A 21,416-nucleotide genomic window follows, 5' to 3' on the forward strand; every position below is an offset into this window, starting at 1 on the left:
GCCGTGCATGGCCCCGGCAGCGGACATGCCGGTCACCGAGGGCGGCTACACCCTCGGCGACCGGCACGCGTGACCCCGTACGGGGTGCCTAGGGGTACTTCTTCAGCTCAGGTACTTCTTCAGCTCGCGGCGGGCCAGCGAGCGCTGGTGCACCTCGTCCGGCCCGTCCGCGAGCCGCAGCGTCCGTGCCGCCGCCCACAGTTCGGCGAGCGGCGTGTCCTGCGAGACGCCGCCGGCGCCGTGCAGCTGCACCGCCCGGTCGATGATGTCGACGACCGCGCGCGGGGTGGCGATCTTGATGGCCTGGATCTCGGTGTGGGCGCCCCGGTTGCCGACCGTGTCCATCAGCCAGGCCGTCTTCAGGACGAGCAGCCGCAGCTGCTCGATCGTCACCCGGGCGTCCGCGATCCAGTTCTGCACGACGCCCTGCTGGGCGAGCGCCTTGCCGAAGGCGGTACGGGACACCGCGCGCCGGCACATCAGCTCCACGGCCCGCTCGGCCATGCCGATCAGGCGCATGCAGTGGTGGATGCGGCCGGGACCGAGGCGGGCCTGGGCGATGGTGAAGCCGCCGCCCTCCTCGCCGATCAGGTTGGCCGCCGGGACCCGGACGTTGTCGAAGAGCACCTCGGCGTGGCCGCCGTGGTAGTGGTCCTCGTAGCCGTACACCTTCATCGCGCGCCGCACCTCGACGCCCGGGGTGTCGCGCGGGACCAGGATCATCGACTGCTGGCGGCGCGGGTCGGCACCGTCCGGGTCGGTCTTGCCCATGACGACGAAGATCCGGCAGTCGGGGTGCAGGGCCCCGGAGATGTACCACTTGCGCCCGTCGACGACGTACTCGTCGCCGTCCCGCCGGATCCGGGTCTCGATGTTCGTCGCGTCGGACGAGGCCACCTCGGGCTCGGTCATCGCGAACGCGGACCGGATCTCGCCGGCGAGCAGCGGCTCCAGCCACTGCTTCTTCTGCGCCTCGTCGGCGAACTGGGCGAGCAGTTCCATGTTCCCGGTGTCCGGGGCGGAGCAGTTGAGCGCGGTGGGGGCGAGCTGCGGGCTGCGGCCGGTGATCTCGGCGAGCGGCGCGTACTGGAGGTTGGTCAGCCCCGCCCCGTACTCCTCGTCCGGCAGGAAGAGGTTCCACAGGCCCTGGCGGCGCGCCTCGGCCTTCAGCTCCTCGACCACCGGCGGCACGTCCCACGGCGAGGCGAGCGAGGCGCGCTGCTCCTCGGCGACGGCCTCGGCGGGGTAGACGTGCTCGTCCATGAAGGCGAGGAGTTTCGCCCGCAGCTCCTCGGTGCGGGTGTCGAACGCGAAGTCCATGACGGATTCAGCCCTTCTGCAGCGTGGTCAGGCCGTGCTCGATGAAGACGGGGACGAGCTCGCCGATGCGGTCGAAGCCGGCGCCGACGGTCTGGCCGAGGGTGTAGCGGTAGTGGATGCCCTCCAGGATCACGGCGAGCTTGAACCAGGCGAAGGCCGTGTACCAGGAGAGGGCGCCCGTGTCGCGGCCGGAGCGGGCGGCGTAGCGCTCGACCAGCTCGGCGACGGTCGGGTGGCCGGCCGCGCTCGCCGTCGTGGAGATCGGGGAGTCGGGCAGGTCGAGCGGCGTGCTGTACATGACGAGCAGGCCGAGGTCGGTGAGCGGGTCGCCGAGCGTCGACATCTCCCAGTCGAGCACCGCCCTGATCCGGTCGTCGGCGCCGATGAGGACGTTGTCGAGCCGGTAGTCGCCGTGGACGACGGTGGGCGCGGGGGACGCGGGCAGGCCGCGGCCGAGGGCGGCGTGCAGCTCGTCGATGCCGGTCAGTTCGCGGCCCCGGGAGGCGGCGAGCTGCTTGCCCCAGCGGCGCAGCTGCCGGTCGAGGAAGCCCTCGGGCCGCCCGAAGTCGTCGAGCCCGACGGCGGCCGGATCCACGGCGTGCAGGTCGACCAGGGTGTCGACGAGGCCGAGGACGGCGGCGCGGGTGCGCTCCGGGCCGAGCGGGGCGAGTTCGGCGGCGGAACGGTACGGGGTGCCCTCGACGAAGTCCATGACGTAGAACGGCGCCCCGAGCACCGACTCGTCCTCGCACAGCACGACCGTCTCCGGCACCGGCACGGCGGTGGCGTGCAGGGCGCTGATCACGCGGTGCTCGCGCTTCATGTCGTGCGCGGTGGCCAGCACGTGGCCGAGCGGCGGGCGCCGCACGACCCAGCGGCCGGTGCCGTCGGTCACGGCGTACGTGAGGTTCGAGCGGCCGCCCTGGATCAGCCGGGCCGTGAGCGGGCCGGCGACCAGGCCCGGCCGCTCGCGGTCGAGGAAGCGGCGCAGCTGCTCCGGGTCGAGACCGGGAACGGGGCCTGGGGGCGGTGCGGAGCTCATACGGGCGTACCTCCGGGGTCGGCGTCGCGCCCATCATGACCGACCAGTCGGTATGTCGTCCAGAGCGAGCCACGGGAAGCCCCGGGCGACGGCCTTCACCCGGGGTCCCTCGGCGGGTTCAGGCGTGGCAGGCGACCGGCTTCCCGCCGTTCATCGCGGCCATGTCCATGAAGACGGTCATCGCGTCGAGCGGGTGCCCCTCCGGCAGGCCGTCCAGCTCCGCGTACGCCCGGTGCAGGTTGGCGACGAGCCGCTCGCTCTCCGGCCAGGCCGCGAACTCGCCCAGATCGGCCCGGCGGGCCGTCTCCAGCGGCGAGTCCCCCCGGGTCCGGCCGTCGGCGGCGAGCTCCCGCACGTACAGCAGATAGCGCTCGGTCGCGTCGTACGCGGACGGGTCGGTGATCCGGCCGTGCCCCGGCACCACCGTGCTCGCGTCCAGCGACCGCAGCAGGTCGAGCGCCCGCAGCGAACCGGCCAGCGAGCCCATCGGCACGAACGGCGTGCCGCCGTTGAAGATCAGGTCGCCGGTGAACACGATGCCCTGCTCGGGGAGGTGGACGATCGAGTCGCCCACGGTGTGCGCCGTACCCGGGTGGATCACCCGCACCTCGGTCTCCCCGACGTACAGCGTCAGCCGGTCCGAGTACGTGAGGTGCGGCGGCTCGATGTCGACGTGGCCCCAGTCCGTCTGCGGCCACAGCAGGTGCAGCTGCCGCCCGGCGGCCAGCTGCTCGGAGCGGCACAGCTCGTGCCCGATGATCCGGGCCTCCGGCAGGAACACCCCGTTGCCGTAGGTGTGGTCGCCGTGGTGGTGCGTGGTGACGATGGTGCGGGGCAGCGCGAAGCCCGCGTCGAGGACGGCCGCGCGCAGCAGCCGGGCCCGGCGCTCGGTGGCGGCGGTGTCGACGAGCAGCGTCTCGCCGTCGGGCCGCCCGTCGCCGATGAAACCGGCGTTGTTCAGGCACCAGCCGCCGTCGGGCTGGACGAAGGCGTGGACGTTCGGCGTGAGCGCGACGACGTAGGGATCGGTGGCAGACAAAGGGTTCCCCCGGACGATGAGAGTCCAACCGGACAGCGGAAGAGTGCCAGTCGCCCCAGGTCAGAGGGAAGCCGGAACCGGCCGGTCCGCCGATTTCCCGGGCGGCTCGGAGGGCCGGCGTTCAAAGGACCCAGAGGCAGAGGACCACGGTCGGAGGACCAGGGCCCGGAGCACCGCGGCTCAGAGCGCCACGGCTCGGAGCACCGCGGCTCAGAGGATCACGGCCCAGAGGATCACGGCTCAGAGCACCGCGGCCCAGAGCACCACGGCTCAGAGCACCACGACCGCGAAGCCCGCGAAGGCGATCGCGCACGCCGCCGCGAGCAGTGCGCTCCGGTGCGACAACTGCCGCGGCCGGGCCGCGTCGAGCGAGCGGATCCGGCGGTGCGCCACCGCCAGGAAGGCGATCCAGACCAGGGCCGACAGGCTCGCCGCGACCGCTCCGGACGCCGTGACGCCGCCGTGGACGGCCTGCTTGCCGGCGAGCACCGCGACCACCGTGGCCGACAGCGTCGTACGCCGCCACGCGAGCCGCGTCCGCTCCGGCTGGAGCCCCGGGTCCCGGGCGTCCGCCCCGTCGGCCGAAGGCGTCGTCACCGCCCGGCCCAGCCGAAGACCACGACCACCACCATCGCCATCGCGACCACCGCGACGGCGAGGCTCAGCACGGTCGGGAAACGCGAGACCGGCAGGTCCTCGCCGCGCCGCATGGCCCGCTCGCAGCGCACCCAGTGGTTCACGGCGCGCAGCGCGCACAGCACCCCGGCGCCGAGCAGCGCGAGCGCGAGCCCGACCCGTACCCCCCAGCGCAGGTCCGGCAGGAACTGGTCCACGGCGAAACCGCCACCGATCAGGGCGAGCGCGGTCCGGATCCACGCGAGGAAGGTGCGCTCGTTCGCCAGGGAGAAGCGGTAGTCGGGGGTCTCGCCCTCCTCCCGGAGGCGCCGCGGCGCGAACCACAGCCGCAGGCTCTGTACGAAGTCGCTCACCCGGGGCACCCTACGTGACGCGGTGCGCGCGCAGCCGCTCGTACGCGGCCAGGCCGTCGGGCACCCACCGCCATTCGGGGAGCCGCCGCGCCAGCTCGGCCTCGGGCAGGAAGGCGTGCCACGCCACCTCCTCGGCCTGCGGGTGGACAGGCAGGTCGCAGCGCACCTCGTAGACGGCCGACCACCACTTGCCGGCCACGCCGCCGGAGTCGTACAGGAAACGGAACAGCGGCACCGGGCGCGGGAGTCCGGACACGCCGAGCTCCTCCTCGGCCTCGCGCAGCGCGGCGTCGTCGTAGGACTCGCCGGCGCCGACGACCCCGCCCACGAACATGTCGTAGAGGGACGGGTAGACCAGCTTGGTCGGGGTGCGGCGGTGCACGAAGACCCGCCCCTGGCCGTCCCGGACGTGGATGAACGTGCAGCGGTGGATCAGGCCGCGCGCGTACACCTCGCCGCGCGGGGCCTGTCCGATCACCTGGTCGTTCTCGTCGACGACGTCGAGTACCTCATCGGCAGCGCTCATGCGCCCATGAAATCACCGAACGGGCGCGGCCCTACTGCCCCATGACGTACTTGACCGTCGGACCGGTCGTCCAGCCGCCGTCCACCGCCAGCTCCGCGCCCGTCACGTACGAGGCCGCGTCCGACAGCAGGAACACGACCGCGCCGCCGATCTCGTGCGCCTCGCCGACCCGGCCCATCGGGGTGTTGGGGTACCTGCCCTCGCCCTTCTCGATGCCGACGGAGGCGGTCATCGGGGTGTAGGTCATGCCCGGGTGGACCGAGTTGACGCGGATCCGCGCCGTGCCGAGCTCGACCGCGCCGATCTTCGTCAGACCGCGCACGCCCCACTTGGAGGCGCCGTAGCCGGCGGTGAGCGCCAGGCCCATCAGGCCGGCGGCGGAGGAGATGTTGACGATGGAGCCGCCGCCGGCCTCCTTCATCGCCGGTATCGCGGTCTTCATGCCGATGAAGACACCGGTCAGGTTGATGTCGAGGACCCTGCGGAAGTGCTCGACGGACTCGCTCTCCAGGAAGGCGCCGGTGGAGATGCCGGCGTTGTTCACCAGCCCGTGCAGACCGCCGAACTCGGCGACGGCGTACGCGACGGCCGCCGCCCACTCCTCCTCCGAGGTCACGTCGTGGTGGAGGAAGCGGGCGCGTTCGCCGAGCTCGGCCGCGGTCGCCTTGCCGTCCTCGTCCAGTACGTCGGTGATCACGACGTCGGCGCCGGCGGCCACGGCCTGCCGGGCGGCCTCGGCGCCCAGGCCGCGGGCGCCGCCGGTGATGAGGACGGTCTTGCCGGTGAGGTCGTTCATGGAGGTCCTTGTCCCTTGGGGCTTTCAGAGGCTCCGGGGCTGTGCGGCCCGGAGAAGCGCGGTGGTCGTCTCGACCAGGTCGGCGAGGAAGAGCGGCTCGTCGATGAGCGGCTCGGCGCCGTCGAGGTACTGCCGGGCCCGGTCCGCCATCGCCGCGCCCACGACGGTCAGGGCCAGGTCGAGGCGCTCCAGGAGCAGCGGCTCCGGCAGCCCGTCGGCGGCCAGCCGGTCGGCGGTCCGCTCGATCAGGCGCCAGTAGCAGGTGCCCGCGAGCGTGGGGTGCGGGGTGCGGGTGCGGATCCCGCTCTCGTGGCTGAGCTGTGCGGAGATCCGCAGACAGCGCCGGCCGCGGTCGGTGGCGAGCTCGCTCGCCTCGGCCGTGACGAGGGCCGCGATCAGCTCGTGGAGGTCATCGCCCGCGTCTTCCAGGAGCGGGGCGAGCACCTGTTCCGTACGGGCCTGGCGGCCGGCCATCACCGCGTCGAGGAGTCCGGCGCGGGAGCCGAAGTGGTACTGCACGGCCGAGGGGTTGCCCTGGCCGGCGAGGGCCACGATGTCGCGGAGCTGGGCGCCGTCGACGCCCTTCGTCGCGAAGACCTCCTCGGCCGCGCGGATCAGTTTGTCCCGGGTCTCGGGCCCTGACGTCCTTGCCATGCCAGCCATATTAATGCTCGACATTAAAAAGCGGGAGAGGGTGGCGGACGCGGCCGGAACGGGCCTTGAACGGGCCGGACCGTTGACTCGATACATTTGTGTATCCAAGATGCGGTCCATGCCTCATGAGCCGTACGACGCCGATGTGATCGTCATCGGGGCCGGCCTCGCCGGTCTCGTCGCCACCGCCGAGCTGGCCGCCGCCGGCCGCTCCGTCCTCCTGCTCGACCAGGAACCCGAGCAGTCGATCGGCGGCCAGGCCCACTGGTCCTTCGGCGGCCTCTTCCTCGTCGACTCGCCCGAACAGCGCCGGATGCGGATCCGCGACAGCCACGCCCTGGCCCTCCAGGACTGGCTCGGCACCGCCGGCTTCGACCGCCCCGAGGACGACGCCTGGGCCAGGAAGTGGGCCGAGGGGTACGTCGACTTCGCGGCCGGCGAGAAGCGGGCCTGGCTGCACGGGCTCGGCGTGCGCTTCTTCCCGGTCGTCGGCTGGGCCGAGCGCGGCGGCTACGACGCCACCGGCCACGGCAACTCCGTACCCCGCTTCCACATCACCTGGGGCACCGGACCCGGCCTCGTCGCCCCCTTCGAGCGCCAGGTGCGCGAGGGCGTCGCCCGCGGCCTGGTCCGCTTCGGCTTCCGCCACCGCGTCACCGGCCTCGGCACCACCGCCGGCGCCGTCGACACCGTCACCGGCGAGGTCCTGGCCCCTTCGAGCGTCCCCCGTGGCACCGCCAGCAGCCGCGAGGTCGCCGGCGCGTTCTCGTACCGCGCCCAGGCCGTGATCGTCACCTCGGGCGGCATCGGCGGCAACCACGAACTGGTCCGCGAGCAGTGGCCCGCCCGCCTCGGCACCCCGCCCGCCCGCATGCTCTCCGGCGTGCCCGCCCACGTCGACGGCCTGATGCTCGGCATCGCCGAGAACGCCGGCGCCCACCACGTCAACCGCGACCGCATGTGGCACTACACCGAGGGCATCGAGAACTGGAACCCCATCTGGGCCCGCCACGGCATCCGCATCCTGCCCGGCCCGTCCTCCCTCTGGCTCGACGCCACCGGCCGACGGCTGCCCGTCCCGCTCTTCCCCGGCTTCGACACCCTCGGCACCCTCGAACACATCATGCGGACCGGCCACGACCACACCTGGTTCGTGCTCGACCAGAAGATCATCGGCAGGGAGTTCGCCCTCTCCGGCTCCGAACAGAACCCCGACCTCACCGGCAAGTCCGTCCGCGACGTCCTCGGCCGCGCCCGCGCCGACGTCCCCGGCCCCGTGCGCGCCTTCATGGACAAGGGCGCCGACTTCGTCGTCGAGCGCGACCTCGCCGCCCTCGTCCGCGGCATGAACCGGATCACCGGCGAGGACCTGATCGACGAGGCCGCGCTGCGCCGCGAACTCACCGCCCGCGACCGCGAGATCGCCAACCCCTTCACCAAGGACCTCCAGGTCACGGCGATCCGCGGCGCCCGCCGCTACCTCGGCGACAAACTGATCCGCACGGCCGCGCCGCACCGCATCCTCGACCCCAAGGCGGGCCCGCTGATCGCCGTCCGCCTCAGCGTCCTGACCCGCAAGTCCCTGGGCGGTCTGCAGACCGACCTCTCGTCCCGCGTCCTGACGGCCGGCGGCGAGCCGCTGCCCGGGGTGTACGCGGCGGGCGAGGCGGCCGGCTTCGGCGGCGGGGGCGTGCACGGCTACCGCTCGCTGGAGGGCACGTTCCTGGGCGGCTGCCTGTTCTCGGGCCGCGCGGCGGGGCGGGCGGCGGCGGAGGCGGTGGGGTAGCGAACCCGGCTGGGGCAAGATGGTGCGGTGACAAAACGCATGTGGTTCCTGGCAGTTGGCACCGTACTGGCCCTGGGTGGACTGGCGGTCTTCCTCGTCCTGCGGGGCCTGGACGAGGCCGACAAGTGGAGCAGCGTGCTCAGCCTGTTCTTCACGGTGGCGGGCTTCGCGCTGGCGGTGGCGGGCTTCTTCGCGGGAGGGGCCGCCGGGCAGTCGGCGGACGGGGCGGTGGCCGGCGGGTCGCTGCGCCAGATCCGCGGGGTGAAGGGGGACGTGGTCCTCACGGCCGGGGGCGGTGGCGGTGGTACGGCTCCGGCCGCGCCGCCCTCGCCCGCCGGGCCCGGTGCGGGCGGCGGGAGCCAGTCGGCCCGGGGCGCGCGAACCGGCGGGGACCTGACCCAGATCGACGGGGTGGACGGATCGGTGCGTTCGTGAGGGGGCTGTTCAGGCGCTGGGGCCGGGGCCAGAGCGTCGAGGGAACGACGGCCACCGGCAACATCACCCTGATCAGCCAGGTACAGGGCTCCGTCACGATAACGGACGGGCCACCGCCGCCGGTGCACGACCCGGCCGAGGCCCTGGCGCGCTACGCCGCCCGGGTCCGCCAGCGCTACGGGCGTCTCGACCTGGAGGTCCTCACCCCGCTGCACGAGCAGGAGGAGCACCCGGCCGTCCGGCTCCACGACGTCTTCGTGCCCCAGTCCGTACGGGCCGACCCGCCCCCGGCCGAACTGCCCCAGGAACTCCTGCGCCGCCTCATGGACCCCCAGGAGGCCCAGCTCCACGAACTCCCGCCCGGTGTCGACGGCGAGACCGTCCAGCGCATCCGCCGCGCCTACCAGGACCGGCCTCCGGTCCCCGTCCTCGACGTCCTCGGCAGCCCCGACCACGACCGCCTCGTCGTCCTCGGCCACCCGGGCGCGGGCAAGTCCACCCTGGCCCGCTACCTGGCCCTCGCGCTGACCGCCCCGGAGCCGCAGCCGGGTCTGGAGCCGCTGCACGGCCGGCTGCCACTGATCGTCGAACTGCGGGAGTACGCCCAGGCCGAGTGGCGGGAGCGCAGCTTCGAGGACTACCTGGAGCACCAGTACGCGACGGAGACCCTCGGCCTGCCCCGGGAACTCCTCCTTCCGCGCCTCGAAGGCGACCACGGAGGCGTCCTGGTCGTCTTCGACGGCCTCGACGAGCTCTTCGAGACCGGCGTCCGCGACACCGTCACCCGCCGCATCGCCGGCTTCGCCGCCCGCTACCCCCGGGCTCGCCTCGTCGTCACCTCTCGCAGCCTCGGCTACCAGCGTGCTGTGCTCGACGGCGCGGGCTTCGCCGACTTCATGCTGCAGGACCTCGACCGCGACCAGATACGCGTCTTCACCGAGCGCTGGTTCGCCCTGGCCTGTCCGGAAGACGCCGCGCAGGCGCGGAAACTGACCGACCGTGTCCTCACCGCCGTCGACGGCTCCGCCTCCGTCCGCGAACTCGCCGGCAACCCCCTCATCCTCACCATCCTCGCCATCATCGGCCGCCGCCGCGAACTCCCGCGCGACCGCCGCGCGGTGTACGAGCACGCGGTCGCCGTCCTCGTCGAACACTGGGACCCCAGCCGGTACCTGAAGGACCGCCGTGTCGAGGAACACCTCCCGTACCTCGGCCCCGAGGACAAGCTCGAACTGCTTCGGCTGATCGCGCGCCGGATGCAGGAGGGGCAGGGCGGCATCGCGGGCAACCACATCGCGGGCCCGGACCTCATCCGGAGCTTCGAGACGTATCTGAAGGAGCGGTACGAACTCCCCACGGACCGGGCGACGGCCGCGGCCCGCATCATGCTGGACCAGTTCCGCGGCCGGAACTTCGTCCTCAGCCGGTTCGGCGGCGAGATCTACGGCTTCGTGCACCGGACGTTCCTGGAGTACCTGACGGCGGTGGACATCGCGCACCGCTTCAACCACGAGCGGGCGATCTCGGAGGAGGAGCTGCGGGAGCTGTTCGCGACGAAGGTGGAGGATCCGGCGTGGCACGAGACCTTGTTGCTGCTGGTGGGGTTGCTGGACGAGCGGTTCGTGGCGGGGGTGATCGAGCGGCTGCTGGCACCGCGGGTGCCGGCCCGGCCGTTGATCTGGGAGGACGATCGGGAGGCGCCCGGACTTCCGTTCGCGTCACGCTGCCTGACGGAGGTGCGCCGGCCCGGGCTGCTCGCTGAGCAATCGGCCCTGATCGTGCGGCGGCTGATCCGGGTGCTGGAACTCTGCGACGAGTTGGGCGAAGTCTTCGACATGCCGAGTCCCGGATTGGAGGAGATCGGGCGGGCGCTCGTCGGACTCGGCGAGTACGCGAACGCTCGGCGGGCGTATCTCGAGTGGCACGACGAGTGGTGCCGCGGCACGGCGGACCGGGACAGGGAGGACGTCTCCGACGGGGTGGGCTGGGAAGCAGCTGAGATCCGCCTCCAGCTGCTGTACGGCGGGTCCGAGCCCTGGCAGGCGATCGTACGGGAGGCGGCCCTGCACGGTCCCGATCCCAGGACGCGTCTGGCGGCTGGCCGCAAGGCGGTCGAGCTCGGACTGCCTGGGACCGGGGAGCTGCTGCGTGACCGGGCCGTCGCGGACCCGGACCCCTGGGTGCGGCAGCGCCTGACGGACGAGCTCGGCTACTGGTACGAGGCGGACCCGGCCACCGTGCCGTTCCTGATCGGCCGCCTCAGGACCGAGGACCATCCCGATGTCCGGCGCTCGGTGTTCGAGGCGCTGGTGAGACTGGCGGCGGAGTTTCCGGAAGCCCGTACCTGGCTGCTCGGGGCACTGCGGGAGGGCGATGCTGAGACACGCCTGCGCGCCGTCGGCGGGCTCACCCTCGACCACGTGGTGAGCGCCGAGATCCAGGACTTGTTGGTCGAGAACGCGGGCAGTGGCGAGTCCGACGTGTGCGTGAGTGCCCTTGGGGCGCTGTACTTCTCCACAGGCACCGGCATCGACCAGGAACTGTTCGCGCTTGCCGTGCGCCGGGCGGAGGGCACGGACGACACAGGGGTGCGCATGGCAGCCCTGGCGCTGCTCGCGCGCAGCGGCTGGCAGCTGGGTGCGGAGAGCGGACTCGTCCTGGACCGGGTGCGCCACGACCCCTCGCCGGAGGTCCGGCGGGGGCTCGTGGAGCTCCTCGCCCGGGAGCGGATGTACGCGGACGAGGCACGGGCCCTCTTCCTCGACCTGGCTCGGCACGACGTAAGCCCCGAGGTCCGGGCGGAGGCTCTGGAAGGCTTCGGCTATGGCAGGCCGGAGGACGCCTCGAGCCTCGGCTTCATCACCTCGCAGGTGAGGGACGGGGAGACGCCAGGCGTCAGGATGGGCGCCATCAAGGCGCTGCTCGCCCGCCCCGCGCTCCCCGAGGCATTCGACCTCGTCTTCGAGCTCGCCGTGGCGGACGAGAGCCCGCAGGTACGCGAGGAGATGATCGGCATCGCCCTCGCCCGGGCAGAGCACGACCGCGGCACCCGTCTCGCCCACCACCAGGTCCTCCACGACCCGAGCCCGGCCGTCCGCGCCGCCGCGCTGGACCTGCTCCGGAAGCAACGCCGCGACGTTCCCACCCTCGACCTCGCCCACGACCGGGCCGTGAACGACGAGGACCCGGACGTGCGCGTCACCGCACTCCGGGTCCTCGCCGACGCGGGCCGCGACGATCCGCGGACCCTCGACCTGCTCCGTACCGCCACGGACCGGGACGTCTCGGCCGACGTCCGGGCCCTGGCCGGGCGGCTCCTCGCGATCCTCGAACGGGGGAGCCGCGCGGGCAGGTAGCTGTCGAGGCCGGTGCTACACCACCAGCGACAGCAGCAGCACGAAGCCGAGGCCGACGACCGAGATGATCGTCTCCATCACCGACCAGGTCTTGATCGTCTGCCCGACGTTCAGGCCGAAGTACTCCTTCACCAGCCAGAAACCGGCGTCGTTCACGTGGCTGAAGAAGAGCGAGCCGGCGCCGATCGCCAGCACGAGCAGCGACACCTCACCCGTCGACATGCCCGCCGCGAGCGGGGCCACCAGGCCCGCCGCCGAGATCGTCGCCACCGTCGCCGAGCCCGTCGCCAGCCGGATCGCGACCGCGATCAGCCAGGCGAGGAGCAGCGCCGGGATGGACCAGCTCTTCGAGACGTCCAGGACCATCTGGCCGACGCCGATGTCGATCAGCGTCTGCTTGAAGCCGCCGCCCGCGCCGACGATCAGCAGGATGCCGGCGATCGGGGCGAGGGACTTCTCGACGGTGGAGGACAGCCGCTCCTTGCTGAAGCCGGCCGCGCGGCCCAGCGTGAACATCGCGACTATGACGGCCGCGAGCAGCGCGATCAGCGGGGAGCCGATGACGTCGGTGACCTTCTGCACGCCGTTGTCCGGATCGTCGACGACGATGTCGACGAGGGCCTTGACCAGCATGAGGACGACGGGCAGCAGCACGGTCGCGACGGTGACGCCGAATCCGGGGCGCTTCTCCAGCTCCTCGGAGGGGCGCGTGGGGATCATCTTCTCGGGGGCCGGGACGTCCACCCAGCGGGCGGCGACGCGCGAGAAGAGCGGACCGGCGATGATCACGGTCGGGATCGCGACGACCAGGCCGAGCGCGAGCGTGATGCCCAGGTTGGCGCCGACGGCGTCGATCGCGACGAGCGGTCCGGGGTGCGGCGGGATGAGGCCGTGCATCACGGACAGGCCGGCGAGGGCCGGGATGCCGATGCGCATCAGGGAGTAGTTGCCGCGCTTGGCGACGAGCAGCACCACCGGGATCAGCAGCACGATGCCGACCTCGAAGAAGAGCGGCAGGCCGATCACGGAGGCGATGAGGACCATCGCCCACGGCATGGCCCGGCCGGACGCCTTGGCGAGGATCGTGTCGACGATCTGGTCGGCGCCGCCCGAGTCGGCGAGCAGCTTGCCGAGGATCGCGCCCAGGGCGATGAGCACGCCGACGCCGGCCACGGTGTTGCCGAGCCCGGTGGTGAACGACTTGATGGTGTCCGCGAGCGGGGCACCCGCGAACGCGCCGAGCGCCAGCGACCCGATGGTCAGGGCGAGGAAGGCGTGCAGCTTGAACTTGGTGATGAGCAGGACGATGACGGCGATGCCGGCGAGCACGGCGATGCCGAGCTGGGCATGGCCGGCCGAGGTGATCGGTTCGGCGGCGTCCGCTGCCAGCATCTCGACGCTGAGACTGGTCACGGTGGGTCCCTAGGGGGTGAGGGGGACGGGGGGCGGGGGTGCGGGATCAGACGGTGGTGAGCCGGCGCAGCGCGGCGACGGCGCGGGCGGCGATCTCCTCGGGGGTGCCGGCGACGTCGACGGCGACGCCGGCCTCGTCCGCCTGCAGCGGCTGCAGGGTGGCGAACTGGGAGTCGAGGAGCGCGGTCGGCATGAAGTGGCCCTTGCGGGCCGCCATCCGCTGCTCGATGAGCTCCCGGTCGCCGGTCAGATGGAGGAAGACCACGCCGGGCGCGGCCGCACGCAGCCGGTCCCGGTAGCTCCGCTTCAGCGCGGAGCTGGACACCACCCCGCCGAGCCCGGCCCGGCTGTGCGCCCACTCCCCGATGGCGTCGAGCCAGGGCTCCCGGTCCGTGTCGTCGAGCGGGATGCCGGCGGACATCTTGGCCACGTTGGCCGGCGGGTGGAAGTCGTCGCCCTCCGCGTAGGGGAGGCCGAGCGCCTCCGCCACCAGCGGGCCGATCGTGGTCTTGCCGGTGCCGGCGACGCCCATCACGACGAGGACGGGGTGGGGGGTGGTGCTCATGGGGGGGTGCCTCGCTGTCTTCTTCGACATCGATTCGTCGATCCGTCGCGCTCATGAAACCCATTGAGTACGACGTATTCAAGAGCCTGTGACAAAAAAGTCGTACTTAATGTTCCCCGCGTGATCATCCAAGTCCGGACGCATAGGCTTGCCGACATGACGACACCGGCCGCTCAGGGGCTCCATCCGCACGTTCTGACCTCCCTGGGCCTGGCCATCACCGCGGGGGAGTACCCGCCCGGCACCGTGCTCCGCTCCGACGAGCTCGCCGAGCGCTTCGACGTGTCCCGGACGGTCGTCCGCGAGGTCGTGCGGGTCCTGGAGTCCATGCACCTGGTCGAGTCCCGGCGCCGGGTCGGCGTGATCGTGCTGCCGACCGAGCGGTGGAACGTGTACGACCCCCAGGTCATCCGCTGGCGGCTGGCCGGCGCCGACCGCCCGCGCCAGCTGCGCTCGCTCACCGTCCTGCGCTCCGCGATCGAGCCCGTCGCCGCCGGCCTCGCCGCGCTGAACGCCGACCCCGAGCAGTGCCGTGAGCTCACGGAGCAGGCCCTCGGGATGGTCGCCACCTCGCGCGGCCGGCGCCTGGAGGCGTACCTCGTGCACGACATCGCCTTCCACCGGGTCATCCTCAACGCCTCGGGCAATGAGATGTTCGCCCGGCTCGGCGACGTGGTCGCCGAGGTGCTCACCGGCCGCACCGAGCACCAGGTGATGTTCGAGGATCCGGACCCGGCCGCCGTCACGCTGCACGTCCAGGTCGCCGAGGCCGTGCGGGAGAAGGACGCGGCCCGGGCCGAGGAGCTGACGCGCCAGATCGCCGTCGGCGCGCTCAAGGAGCTGGACGTCCTCGCCCCGTGACATACGGCGTACACGCGCGATATACCGCTGCGTAACCTCTGAAGTAGCTCAAATACGGGCGTTCAGTGATATCCGTCACAGTCAGCAACCGCCTGTTGCCGTGAGGATGTGCGCTGGCCGTGCCGGACCCCCACAAGGGACGCGCGAGGGCACGGCCGGGTACCGCACAGACCCTCCCCCCTCACGAAGGCGAACAACTCCATGAGTGACCGCATCACTGCGGCCGACCCGCTGTCCGCCACCCCGGCGGCCGGCGCGGCGGCTTCCTCGACGCCCTCCCACGTCGACGCCGGCGACGCCGGATACCGCAAGGACCTCAAGTCCCGGCACATCAACATGATCGCCATCGGCGGCGCCATCGGTACCGGTCTCTTCCTGGGCGCCGGCGGCCGCATGCACAACGCCGGACCGTCGCTCTTCATCGCGTACGCGGTCTGCGGTCTGTTCGCCTTCTTCGTCGTCCGGGCCCTGGGCGAGCTCGTGCTCTACCGCCCCTCCTCCGGCGCCTTCGTCTCGTACGCCCGTGAGTTCATGGGCGAGAAGGGCGCCTACACGGCCGGCTGGCTGTACTTCCTCAACTGGTCGACCACCGCCGTCGCCGACATCACGGCGGCCGCCACCTACGCCCACTTCTGGGCGATGTTCAGCAGCATCCCGCAGTGGGTGCTCGCGCTGATCGCCCTTGCCATCGTGCTCACCGCCAACCTCATCTCGGTGAAGTACTTCGGCGAGATGGAGTTCTGGTTCGCGATCATCAAGGTCGCCGCGCTCGTCGCCTTCATGATCGTCGGCATCGTCCTGGTCGTGACCTCGCACGACGTCGGCGGCCACACCCCGGGCCTGCACAACATCACCGAGAACGGCGGCATCTTCCCGAACGGCGTCATGCCGATGCTGCTCCTGATCCAGGGCGTCGTCTTCGCCTACGCCTCCGTCGAGCTGTGCGGCGTCGCCGCCGGCGAGACCGAGAACCCCGAGAAGATCATGCCGAAGGCGATCAACTCGATCATGTGGCGCGTCGGCCTGTTCTACGTCGGCTCGGTCGTGCTGCTCGCGCTGATCCTCCCGTACACCGCGTACACGGGCGACCAGAGCCCCTTCGTCACCGTCTTCGACAAGCTCGGCATCCCCGGCGCCGCCGGCGTGATGAACCTCGTCGTCCTCACCGCCGCGCTCTCCAGCCTGAACTCGGGCCTCTACTCCACCGGCCGCATCCTGCGCTCGATGTCGCTCAGCGGCTCCGCGCCCAAGTTCACCGGCGTGATGAACAAGGGCGGCGTGCCGTACGGCGGCATCCTGCTCACCGCGGGCTTCGGCGTCGCCGGCGTCGTCCTCAACTACGTGATGCCCGGCGAGGCCTTCGAGCTCGTCCTCAACTTCGCCTCCATCGGCATCATCGGCACCTGGGCGATGATCATGATCTGCTCCCTGCTCTTCGTGCGCAGCGCCAAGGAGGGCAAGCTCGTCCGCCCCTCCTACCAGCTGCCCTGGGCCCCGTACACGCAGATCGTGACGCTGGTCTTCCTCGGCGCCGTCCTCGTTCTGATGTGGATGGACGGCGGCGTCAGCCGCACCACGGTCAACTGCCTGCCGCTCATCGCGGCGGCCCTGGTCGGCGGCTGGTACCTGGTCCGCGGCCGGGTCCGCACCACCGCGGCCGCCTCCCAGGACTGACCCGGTCCGGCCCCCGGAGCTTCCCCCCACGGGAAGAACGAGGCCCCCGCGAGCATCGCGCTCGCGGGGGCCTCATCCGTTCCCGTACGGAGGCGGGGTCAGCGGCCGCCGTGCCCGTGACCGCCACCGTGGCCCGGGCCCTGACCGCCACCGTGGCCGTCGTCGTGACCGCCCGCGTGCCCGTGGCCCAGCGGCAGCACCTCCGGCGGCATCACGACGAACGGCCGCATCATGCCCATGTCCTCGTGCTCGAGGAGGTGGCAGTGGTACATGAAACGGCCGTACGCCCCGTCGAACCGGCCCATCACCCGCACCAGCTGCCCGCCCGGCACCCGGAACACGTCCTTCCAGCCCTGCTCGTTCGGCGGCACCGGAATCGGCTGCTCCGTGTCGCAGCGCACCGGCGCCAGCGTCCCGCCGACCGTCGCGTCGAAGCCGTCCGCCACGTACGCCTCCCGCGCCATCACCTGGAAGTCCGCCAGGTGGATGTGCATCGGGTGCAGCACCGGAGCCGGCCCCAGGTTGAGGAACGACCACTGCTCGTACGAGCCCTCGCCGATGGTGAAGCCGAGCCCGTCGTTGAACGTCCGGGCGGTCCGCCGGTACATGCGCACCTTGCCGTCCGCCGCCTGGACCCGGATCACCCCGTTCGTCGGCACCCGCACCGCGGGCTGCTCGTGCTCCGGGACCTCCTCCATCTCCCAGATCTCCGGGTGCCCGCCGCCCCCGACCGTGGTCGGCGGCGTCAGCACGACGAGCCGGTGCCCGTGCTCGATCCTCGCGTGGTCGTAGCGCCGGAAGGACCCGGAGAGCAGCGCCGGCAGCTCGAAGCCGTCGGGCTCCGCGCTCTCGCCCACCCGGAACTCCATGACGTGCGGATACGGCACGTTCAGCGCCGCGTCCGCCACGCCCGGCTCCCGTCCCGGCGCCTTGTTCACCAGGCGCAGGTTGCGCCCCGCCAGCCCCCGGAAGTCGATCAGCAGGTCGAAGCGCTCGGCCGGTGAGATCGTCAGCGTCGCGACGTCGCCCGCCCCCTGCGGCCCCTCCTCGAAGTCGAACGAGGCCGGGCGCGGCAGCAGACCGCCGTCGCTGCCGATCTGGTGCACCACGCCGGACACCGGCCGGTCGTCCTCGTCGACGAGCACCAGGTCGTACGTGCGGGCGTTGGACGCGTTCACCAGCCGGAAGCGGTACCAGCCGTCCTCGACGTCCAGATACGGCCAGATCGTGCCGTTGACCGTCGTGTACGGGCCGAAGAACGGCAGCGCCACCGGCCTGCCCGTCTCCGGGTGGGCCGCCACCAGCCGGGTCGTCTTGTGCAGCAGCCGCCCGTTGAGCTGCCCGTCCTCGTCCGTGTCCAGGTTCCGGTCCGCCAGGATCAGCGGCAGCTCCCGCTCCCCGGACGGCAGACCGAGCGCGTCCTCCTCCTCGTCACGGACGAGATACGTGCCGACCAGACCCGCGTAGACGTTCCAGCGGGTGATGTTCATGGCGTGGTCGTGGTACCACCACTGCACCGCCTGGTGCTCGTTCGGGTACTCCGACAGCTGCGCGTCGCCGAAGCCGACCCCGTTGTCGGTCCAGCCGTCGTTCCCGGCGCCGGTCTGCGCCCCGTGCAGATGCGTCACCGTCCAGGCCGGCAGCGCCGCCACCTCGCGGATCGGCTCCGCGCCCTCCCGGCCCGGCCGGTTGTGCGGATCGGGCTGGCCGTCGGTGCGCGGCACCTCGACCGCGGTGACCGGGTACTCGCTGCCCTTCGGGATCCGGTTGGTCCACGCCACCCGGATCCGCTGCCCCCGCCGCACCTCGATCGTCGGGCCGGGCACGCTGCCCTCGTACCCCCACATCAGCGTCGGCGGCAGCTGCCGGTGCATCCGCACCCAGGTCGGCCGCAGCGCGATCCCGACCTCCTCGCCGTCCCCCGGACGGAGCACCGGCGGGACGCGTATCGCGTCCGCGTACGGCTCGAGTTCACTGGTCATGTGTTCCCCCTGAGGCTGTGTCATGCCTGTACATGCCTGTACCGGGAGAGACATCGAACGCAGCGGCACGGGTTCCGGTCTCCGCGTAACCTGGCCGTAATCGTCACATCCGTAACGCGGGTTGCCGTTTCGTCGGAAGGAAGCCACGATGGCGCAGCAGGTCCAGGGGGTCGTCGCCCCCGGCAGGAACGAGCCGGTCCGGGTCGAGACGATCGTGATCCCCGATCCGGGACCTGGCGAGGCCGTGGTGCGGATCCAGGCGTGCGGGGTCTGCCACACCGACCTGCACTACAAGCAGGGCGGGATCAACGACGAGTTCCCCTTCCTGCTCGGCCATGAGGCCGCCGGCATCGTCGAGTCGGTCGGCGCGGGCGTCACCGACGTCGTCCCCGGCGACTTCGTCGTCCTCAACTGGCGCGCGGTGTGCGGCCAGTGCCGGGCCTGTCTGCGCGGCCGGCCCCAGTACTGCTTCGACACCCACAACGCGGAGCAGAAGATGACGCTGCTCGACGGCACCGAGCTGTCGCCCGCGCTCGGCATCGGCGCCTTCGCCGAGAAGACCCTCGTCCACGCCGGACAGTGCACCAAGGTCGACCCGGCCGTCGCCCCCGAGGTCGCGGGGCTGCTCGGCTGCGGCGTGATGGCCGGCATCGGCGCCGCCATCAACACCGGCAACGTCGGCCGCGGCGACAGCGTCGCCGTCATCGGCTGCGGCGGCGTCGGCGACGCGGCCGTCGTCGGCTCCCGCCTCGCCGGAGCCGCCCGGATCATCGCCGTCGACATCGACGACCGCAAGCTGGCCAAGGCGAAGGAGATGGGCGCCACCCACACCGTCAACTCCCGCACCACCGACCCGGTCGAGGCCGTCCGGGAACTCACCGGCGGCTTCGGCGCCGACGTCGTCATCGAGGCCGTCGGCCGCCCCGAGACCTACCAGCAGGCGTTCTACGCCCGCGACCTCGCCGGCACCGTCGTCCTCGTCGGCGTCCCCACCCCCGAGATGAAGCTCGAACTCCCGCTCCTCGACGTCTTCGGCCGCGGCGGCGCGCTCAAGTCCTCCTGGTACGGCGACTGCCTGCCGTCCCGCGACTTCCCGATGCTCGTCGACCTGCACCAGCAGGGCCGCATCGACCTCGGCGCCTTCGTCACCGAGACCATCGGCCTCGGCGACGTCGAGAAGGCCTTCGCCCGCATGCACGAGGGCGACGTGCTCCGCTCGGTGGTGATCCTCTGATGGGCGCCCGCATCGACCACCTGGTCACCTCCGGCACCTTCAGCCTCGACGGCGGCACCTGGGACGTCGACAACAACGTCTGGATCGTCGGCGACGACACCGAGGCCGTCGTCATCGACGCCGCCCACGACGCCGACGCCGTCCTGGCCGCGCTCGACGGCCGCGCCCTGCGCGCCATCGTCTGCACCCACGCCCACGACGACCACATCGACGCGGCCCCGGCCCTCGCCGCCGCCACCGGCGCCCGGATCCTGCTCCACCCCGCCGACCAGCCGCTGTGGAAGCTCACCCACCCCGACCACACCCCCGACGGCGACCTCGCCGACGGCCAGGTCCTCACCATCGCCGGCACCGACCTGCACGTCCTGCACACGCCGGGTCACGCCCCGGGCGCGGTCTGCCTGTACGCCCCCGACCTGGGCACCGTCTTCACCGGCGACACCCTCTTCCAGGGCGGCCCCGGCGCGACGGGCCGGTCCTTCTCGGACTTCCCGACGATCGTCGACTCGATCCGCACGAAGCTGCTCACGCTGCCGTACGAGACGGTGGTCCGCACCGGCCACGGCGACAGCACCACCATCGGAGCCGAGGCCCCGCACCTGGAGGAATGGCTCAAGCGAGGCCACTGAGAGCGAGTCGGCTCTCGAAGCGCCTCGGGGTGCCGTCGAACGGGTCGGTGAACGCGAGCGTCCGCGCGAGGAGCTGCAGCGGGCGCTCGAAGTCCTCCGGCCCGTCCTCCCGCACCACCGGATACAACGGGTCGTGCAGGATCGGCAGGCCCAGCGCGTTCATGTGCACCCGGAGCTGATGCGTCCGCCCGGTCTCCGGCACCAGCCGGTACCGGGCCAGGCCCCCGGCGTGCGCGAGGAGCTCGATCCGGCTCTCGGCGTTCGGCTCGCCCGGCACCTCCGCGGCGGCCAGCACACCCCGCTCCTTCTCGATGCGGCTGCGCACCGTCACCGGCAGTTCCACCGCCGGATCGTACGGAGCCACCGCCTCGTACGCCTTGTGCACGAGCCGGTCCCGGAACAGCGTCTGATACGTCCCCCGGTCCTCCGGCCGTACGACGAAGAGCACGAGGCCCGCCGTCAGCCGGTCCAGCCGGTGCGCGGGCTGCAGCGCCGGCAGCCCGAGGTCCCGCCGAAGCCGCGCCATGGCGGTCTCCGTCACATGCCGCCCGCGTGGCATCGTCGCCAGGAAGTGCGGCTTGTCCACCACCACGATCCGTTCGTCCCGATACACGACGTCGATCCGGAACGGCACCGGCGTCTCGGCCGGAAAGTCCCGGTGGAACCACAGATACCGCCCCGCGGCGTACGGCTCGTCACCGGTGACGGCGCCGTCCGTGCCCACGAAACGCCCGTCCCGCAGCATCTCCTCGACCCGCCCGGACCCGATCGCCCCCGCGTACCGGTCGAGGAGATGGTCGCGGACGGTCCCCCAGGTCCCTTCCGGATCATCCGGGAACCGCAGCCGCACCGGATCGATCCCGTCCCGCTGGGGGAGGGGCGAGGAAGGGGCCTTGGATCTGCGTCGCACCGGTCCTACCGCCGTACCTAACAAGAAGGACCCCACATCATGTGGGGTCCTTCGCTGGTGTCCGAGGGGGGACTTGAACCCCCACGCCCGATAAAGGGCACTAGCACCTCAAGCTAGCGCGTCTGCCATTCCGCCACCCGGACAGGTGATCTTGTCTTCTTGGCCGCTGGGCCCTTCCGACGAGGAAAACCATAGCAAACATCTG

General features: G+C 71.9%; 19 protein-coding genes and 1 tRNA gene. 7 read left to right on the plus strand and 13 right to left on the minus strand.

From position 1 onward, the window contains the following. Positions 1 to 102: 102 nt before the first annotated feature. The 8 genes from ACWEJX_RS06905 to ACWEJX_RS06940 all read right to left on the minus strand — a co-directional run bounded on the left by ACWEJX_RS06905 (position 103) and on the right by ACWEJX_RS06940 (position 6,366). Positions 103 to 1,320, minus strand: a complete 1,218-nt coding sequence (locus ACWEJX_RS06905) for an acyl-CoA dehydrogenase family protein (protein WP_451606476.1) — start codon at positions 1,318 to 1,320, stop codon at positions 103 to 105. Between the two features lie 7 nt (positions 1,321 to 1,327). Further along, positions 1,328 to 2,362, minus strand: a complete 1,035-nt coding sequence (locus ACWEJX_RS06910) for a phosphotransferase family protein (RefSeq protein ID WP_451606477.1) — start codon at positions 2,360 to 2,362, stop codon at positions 1,328 to 1,330. 118 nt (positions 2,363 to 2,480) lie between these two features. Then, positions 2,481 to 3,401, minus strand: coding sequence for an MBL fold metallo-hydrolase (locus tag ACWEJX_RS06915; RefSeq protein WP_451606478.1), 921 nt, complete (start codon positions 3,399 to 3,401; stop codon positions 2,481 to 2,483). A 270-nt stretch (positions 3,402 to 3,671) separates the two neighbouring features. Beyond that, on the minus strand, positions 3,672 to 3,998 hold the full coding sequence (locus ACWEJX_RS06920) for a DUF202 domain-containing protein (RefSeq protein ID WP_451606479.1): 327 nt from the start codon (positions 3,996 to 3,998) through the stop codon (positions 3,672 to 3,674). Further along, positions 3,995 to 4,390, minus strand: a complete 396-nt coding sequence (locus tag ACWEJX_RS06925; RefSeq protein WP_403797209.1) for a YidH family protein — start codon at positions 4,388 to 4,390, stop codon at positions 3,995 to 3,997. The genes ACWEJX_RS06920 and ACWEJX_RS06925 overlap by 4 nt, the downstream gene beginning before the upstream one ends. A gap of 10 nt (positions 4,391 to 4,400) precedes the next feature. Continuing rightward, positions 4,401 to 4,916, minus strand: a complete 516-nt coding sequence (locus tag ACWEJX_RS06930; protein ID WP_451606480.1) for an NUDIX hydrolase — start codon at positions 4,914 to 4,916, stop codon at positions 4,401 to 4,403. 31 nt (positions 4,917 to 4,947) lie between these two features. Continuing rightward, positions 4,948 to 5,712, minus strand: coding sequence for a glucose 1-dehydrogenase (locus ACWEJX_RS06935; RefSeq protein ID WP_451606481.1), 765 nt, complete (start codon positions 5,710 to 5,712; stop codon positions 4,948 to 4,950). 24 nt (positions 5,713 to 5,736) lie between these two features. Next, complete coding sequence (locus tag ACWEJX_RS06940) at positions 5,737 to 6,366, minus strand: TetR/AcrR family transcriptional regulator (RefSeq protein ID WP_451606482.1); 630 nt, start codon at positions 6,364 to 6,366, stop codon at positions 5,737 to 5,739. Positions 6,367 to 6,484: 118 nt separating this feature from the next. On the opposite strand from ACWEJX_RS06940, the gene ACWEJX_RS06945 reads away from it, so the two are divergent. From ACWEJX_RS06945 to ACWEJX_RS06955, 3 genes are read left to right on the plus strand one after another with little or no spacing between them, the layout of a single operon-like run. Beyond that, entirely contained in the window at positions 6,485 to 8,152 is a 1,668-nt protein-coding gene (locus tag ACWEJX_RS06945; RefSeq protein ID WP_451606483.1) for an FAD-binding dehydrogenase, read from the plus strand. Between the two features lie 27 nt (positions 8,153 to 8,179). Further along, positions 8,180 to 8,587 (plus strand): hypothetical protein, encoded by a 408-nt coding sequence (locus tag ACWEJX_RS06950; protein ID WP_451606484.1) that lies wholly within the window; start codon positions 8,180 to 8,182, stop codon positions 8,585 to 8,587. Next, positions 8,584 to 11,943 (plus strand): HEAT repeat domain-containing protein, encoded by a 3,360-nt coding sequence (locus tag ACWEJX_RS06955; RefSeq protein WP_451606485.1) that lies wholly within the window; start codon positions 8,584 to 8,586, stop codon positions 11,941 to 11,943. Before ACWEJX_RS06950 ends, ACWEJX_RS06955 begins: the two co-directional genes overlap by 4 nt. 15 nt (positions 11,944 to 11,958) lie before the next feature. Here ACWEJX_RS06955 and ACWEJX_RS06960 read toward each other — a convergent pair whose 3' ends face one another. Continuing rightward, on the minus strand, positions 11,959 to 13,356 hold the full coding sequence (locus ACWEJX_RS06960; protein ID WP_451606486.1) for a GntT/GntP/DsdX family permease: 1,398 nt from the start codon (positions 13,354 to 13,356) through the stop codon (positions 11,959 to 11,961). A 46-nt stretch (positions 13,357 to 13,402) separates the two neighbouring features. Then, on the minus strand, positions 13,403 to 13,921 hold the full coding sequence (locus ACWEJX_RS06965; RefSeq protein ID WP_451606487.1) for a gluconokinase: 519 nt from the start codon (positions 13,919 to 13,921) through the stop codon (positions 13,403 to 13,405). Between the two features lie 156 nt (positions 13,922 to 14,077). Between ACWEJX_RS06965 and ACWEJX_RS06970 the strand changes: the two genes are divergently transcribed. Together ACWEJX_RS06970 and ACWEJX_RS06975 are read left to right on the plus strand one after the other, a co-directional pair. Beyond that, positions 14,078 to 14,782: a FadR/GntR family transcriptional regulator gene (locus ACWEJX_RS06970; protein WP_451606488.1), complete on the plus strand. Its 705-nt coding sequence runs from the start codon at positions 14,078 to 14,080 to the stop codon at positions 14,780 to 14,782. 201 nt (positions 14,783 to 14,983) lie between these two features. After that, positions 14,984 to 16,456, plus strand: a complete 1,473-nt coding sequence (locus ACWEJX_RS06975; protein ID WP_451606489.1) for an amino acid permease — start codon at positions 14,984 to 14,986, stop codon at positions 16,454 to 16,456. Between the two features lie 98 nt (positions 16,457 to 16,554). On the opposite strand, the gene phsA is transcribed toward ACWEJX_RS06975, so the two are convergent. Then, positions 16,555 to 18,438, minus strand: coding sequence for an O-aminophenol oxidase PhsA (gene phsA, locus ACWEJX_RS06980; protein ID WP_451606490.1), 1,884 nt, complete (start codon positions 18,436 to 18,438; stop codon positions 16,555 to 16,557). 148 nt (positions 18,439 to 18,586) lie between these two features. Between phsA and ACWEJX_RS06985 the strand changes: the two genes are divergently transcribed. Together ACWEJX_RS06985 and ACWEJX_RS06990 are read left to right on the plus strand one after the other, a co-directional pair. After that, positions 18,587 to 19,672 carry an S-(hydroxymethyl)mycothiol dehydrogenase gene (locus ACWEJX_RS06985; RefSeq protein WP_451606491.1) on the plus strand — a complete coding sequence of 362 codons (1,086 nt, stop codon included), beginning with the start codon at positions 18,587 to 18,589 and terminating at the stop codon, positions 19,670 to 19,672. After that, positions 19,672 to 20,301 (plus strand): MBL fold metallo-hydrolase, encoded by a 630-nt coding sequence (locus tag ACWEJX_RS06990; protein ID WP_451606492.1) that lies wholly within the window; start codon positions 19,672 to 19,674, stop codon positions 20,299 to 20,301. The genes ACWEJX_RS06985 and ACWEJX_RS06990 overlap by 1 nt, the downstream gene beginning before the upstream one ends. On the opposite strand, the gene ACWEJX_RS06995 is transcribed toward ACWEJX_RS06990, so the two are convergent. Next, positions 20,285 to 21,211, minus strand: coding sequence for a pseudouridine synthase (locus ACWEJX_RS06995; RefSeq protein ID WP_451606493.1), 927 nt, complete (start codon positions 21,209 to 21,211; stop codon positions 20,285 to 20,287). The two genes, ACWEJX_RS06990 and ACWEJX_RS06995, sit on opposite strands and share 17 nt — an antisense overlap. Before the next feature lie 55 nt (positions 21,212 to 21,266). Beyond that, positions 21,267 to 21,354: transfer RNA gene (locus ACWEJX_RS07000), tRNA-Leu, on the minus strand. Positions 21,355 to 21,416 lie beyond the last annotated feature (62 nt).

Source organism: Streptomyces sp. NPDC004788, assembly GCF_053601115.1.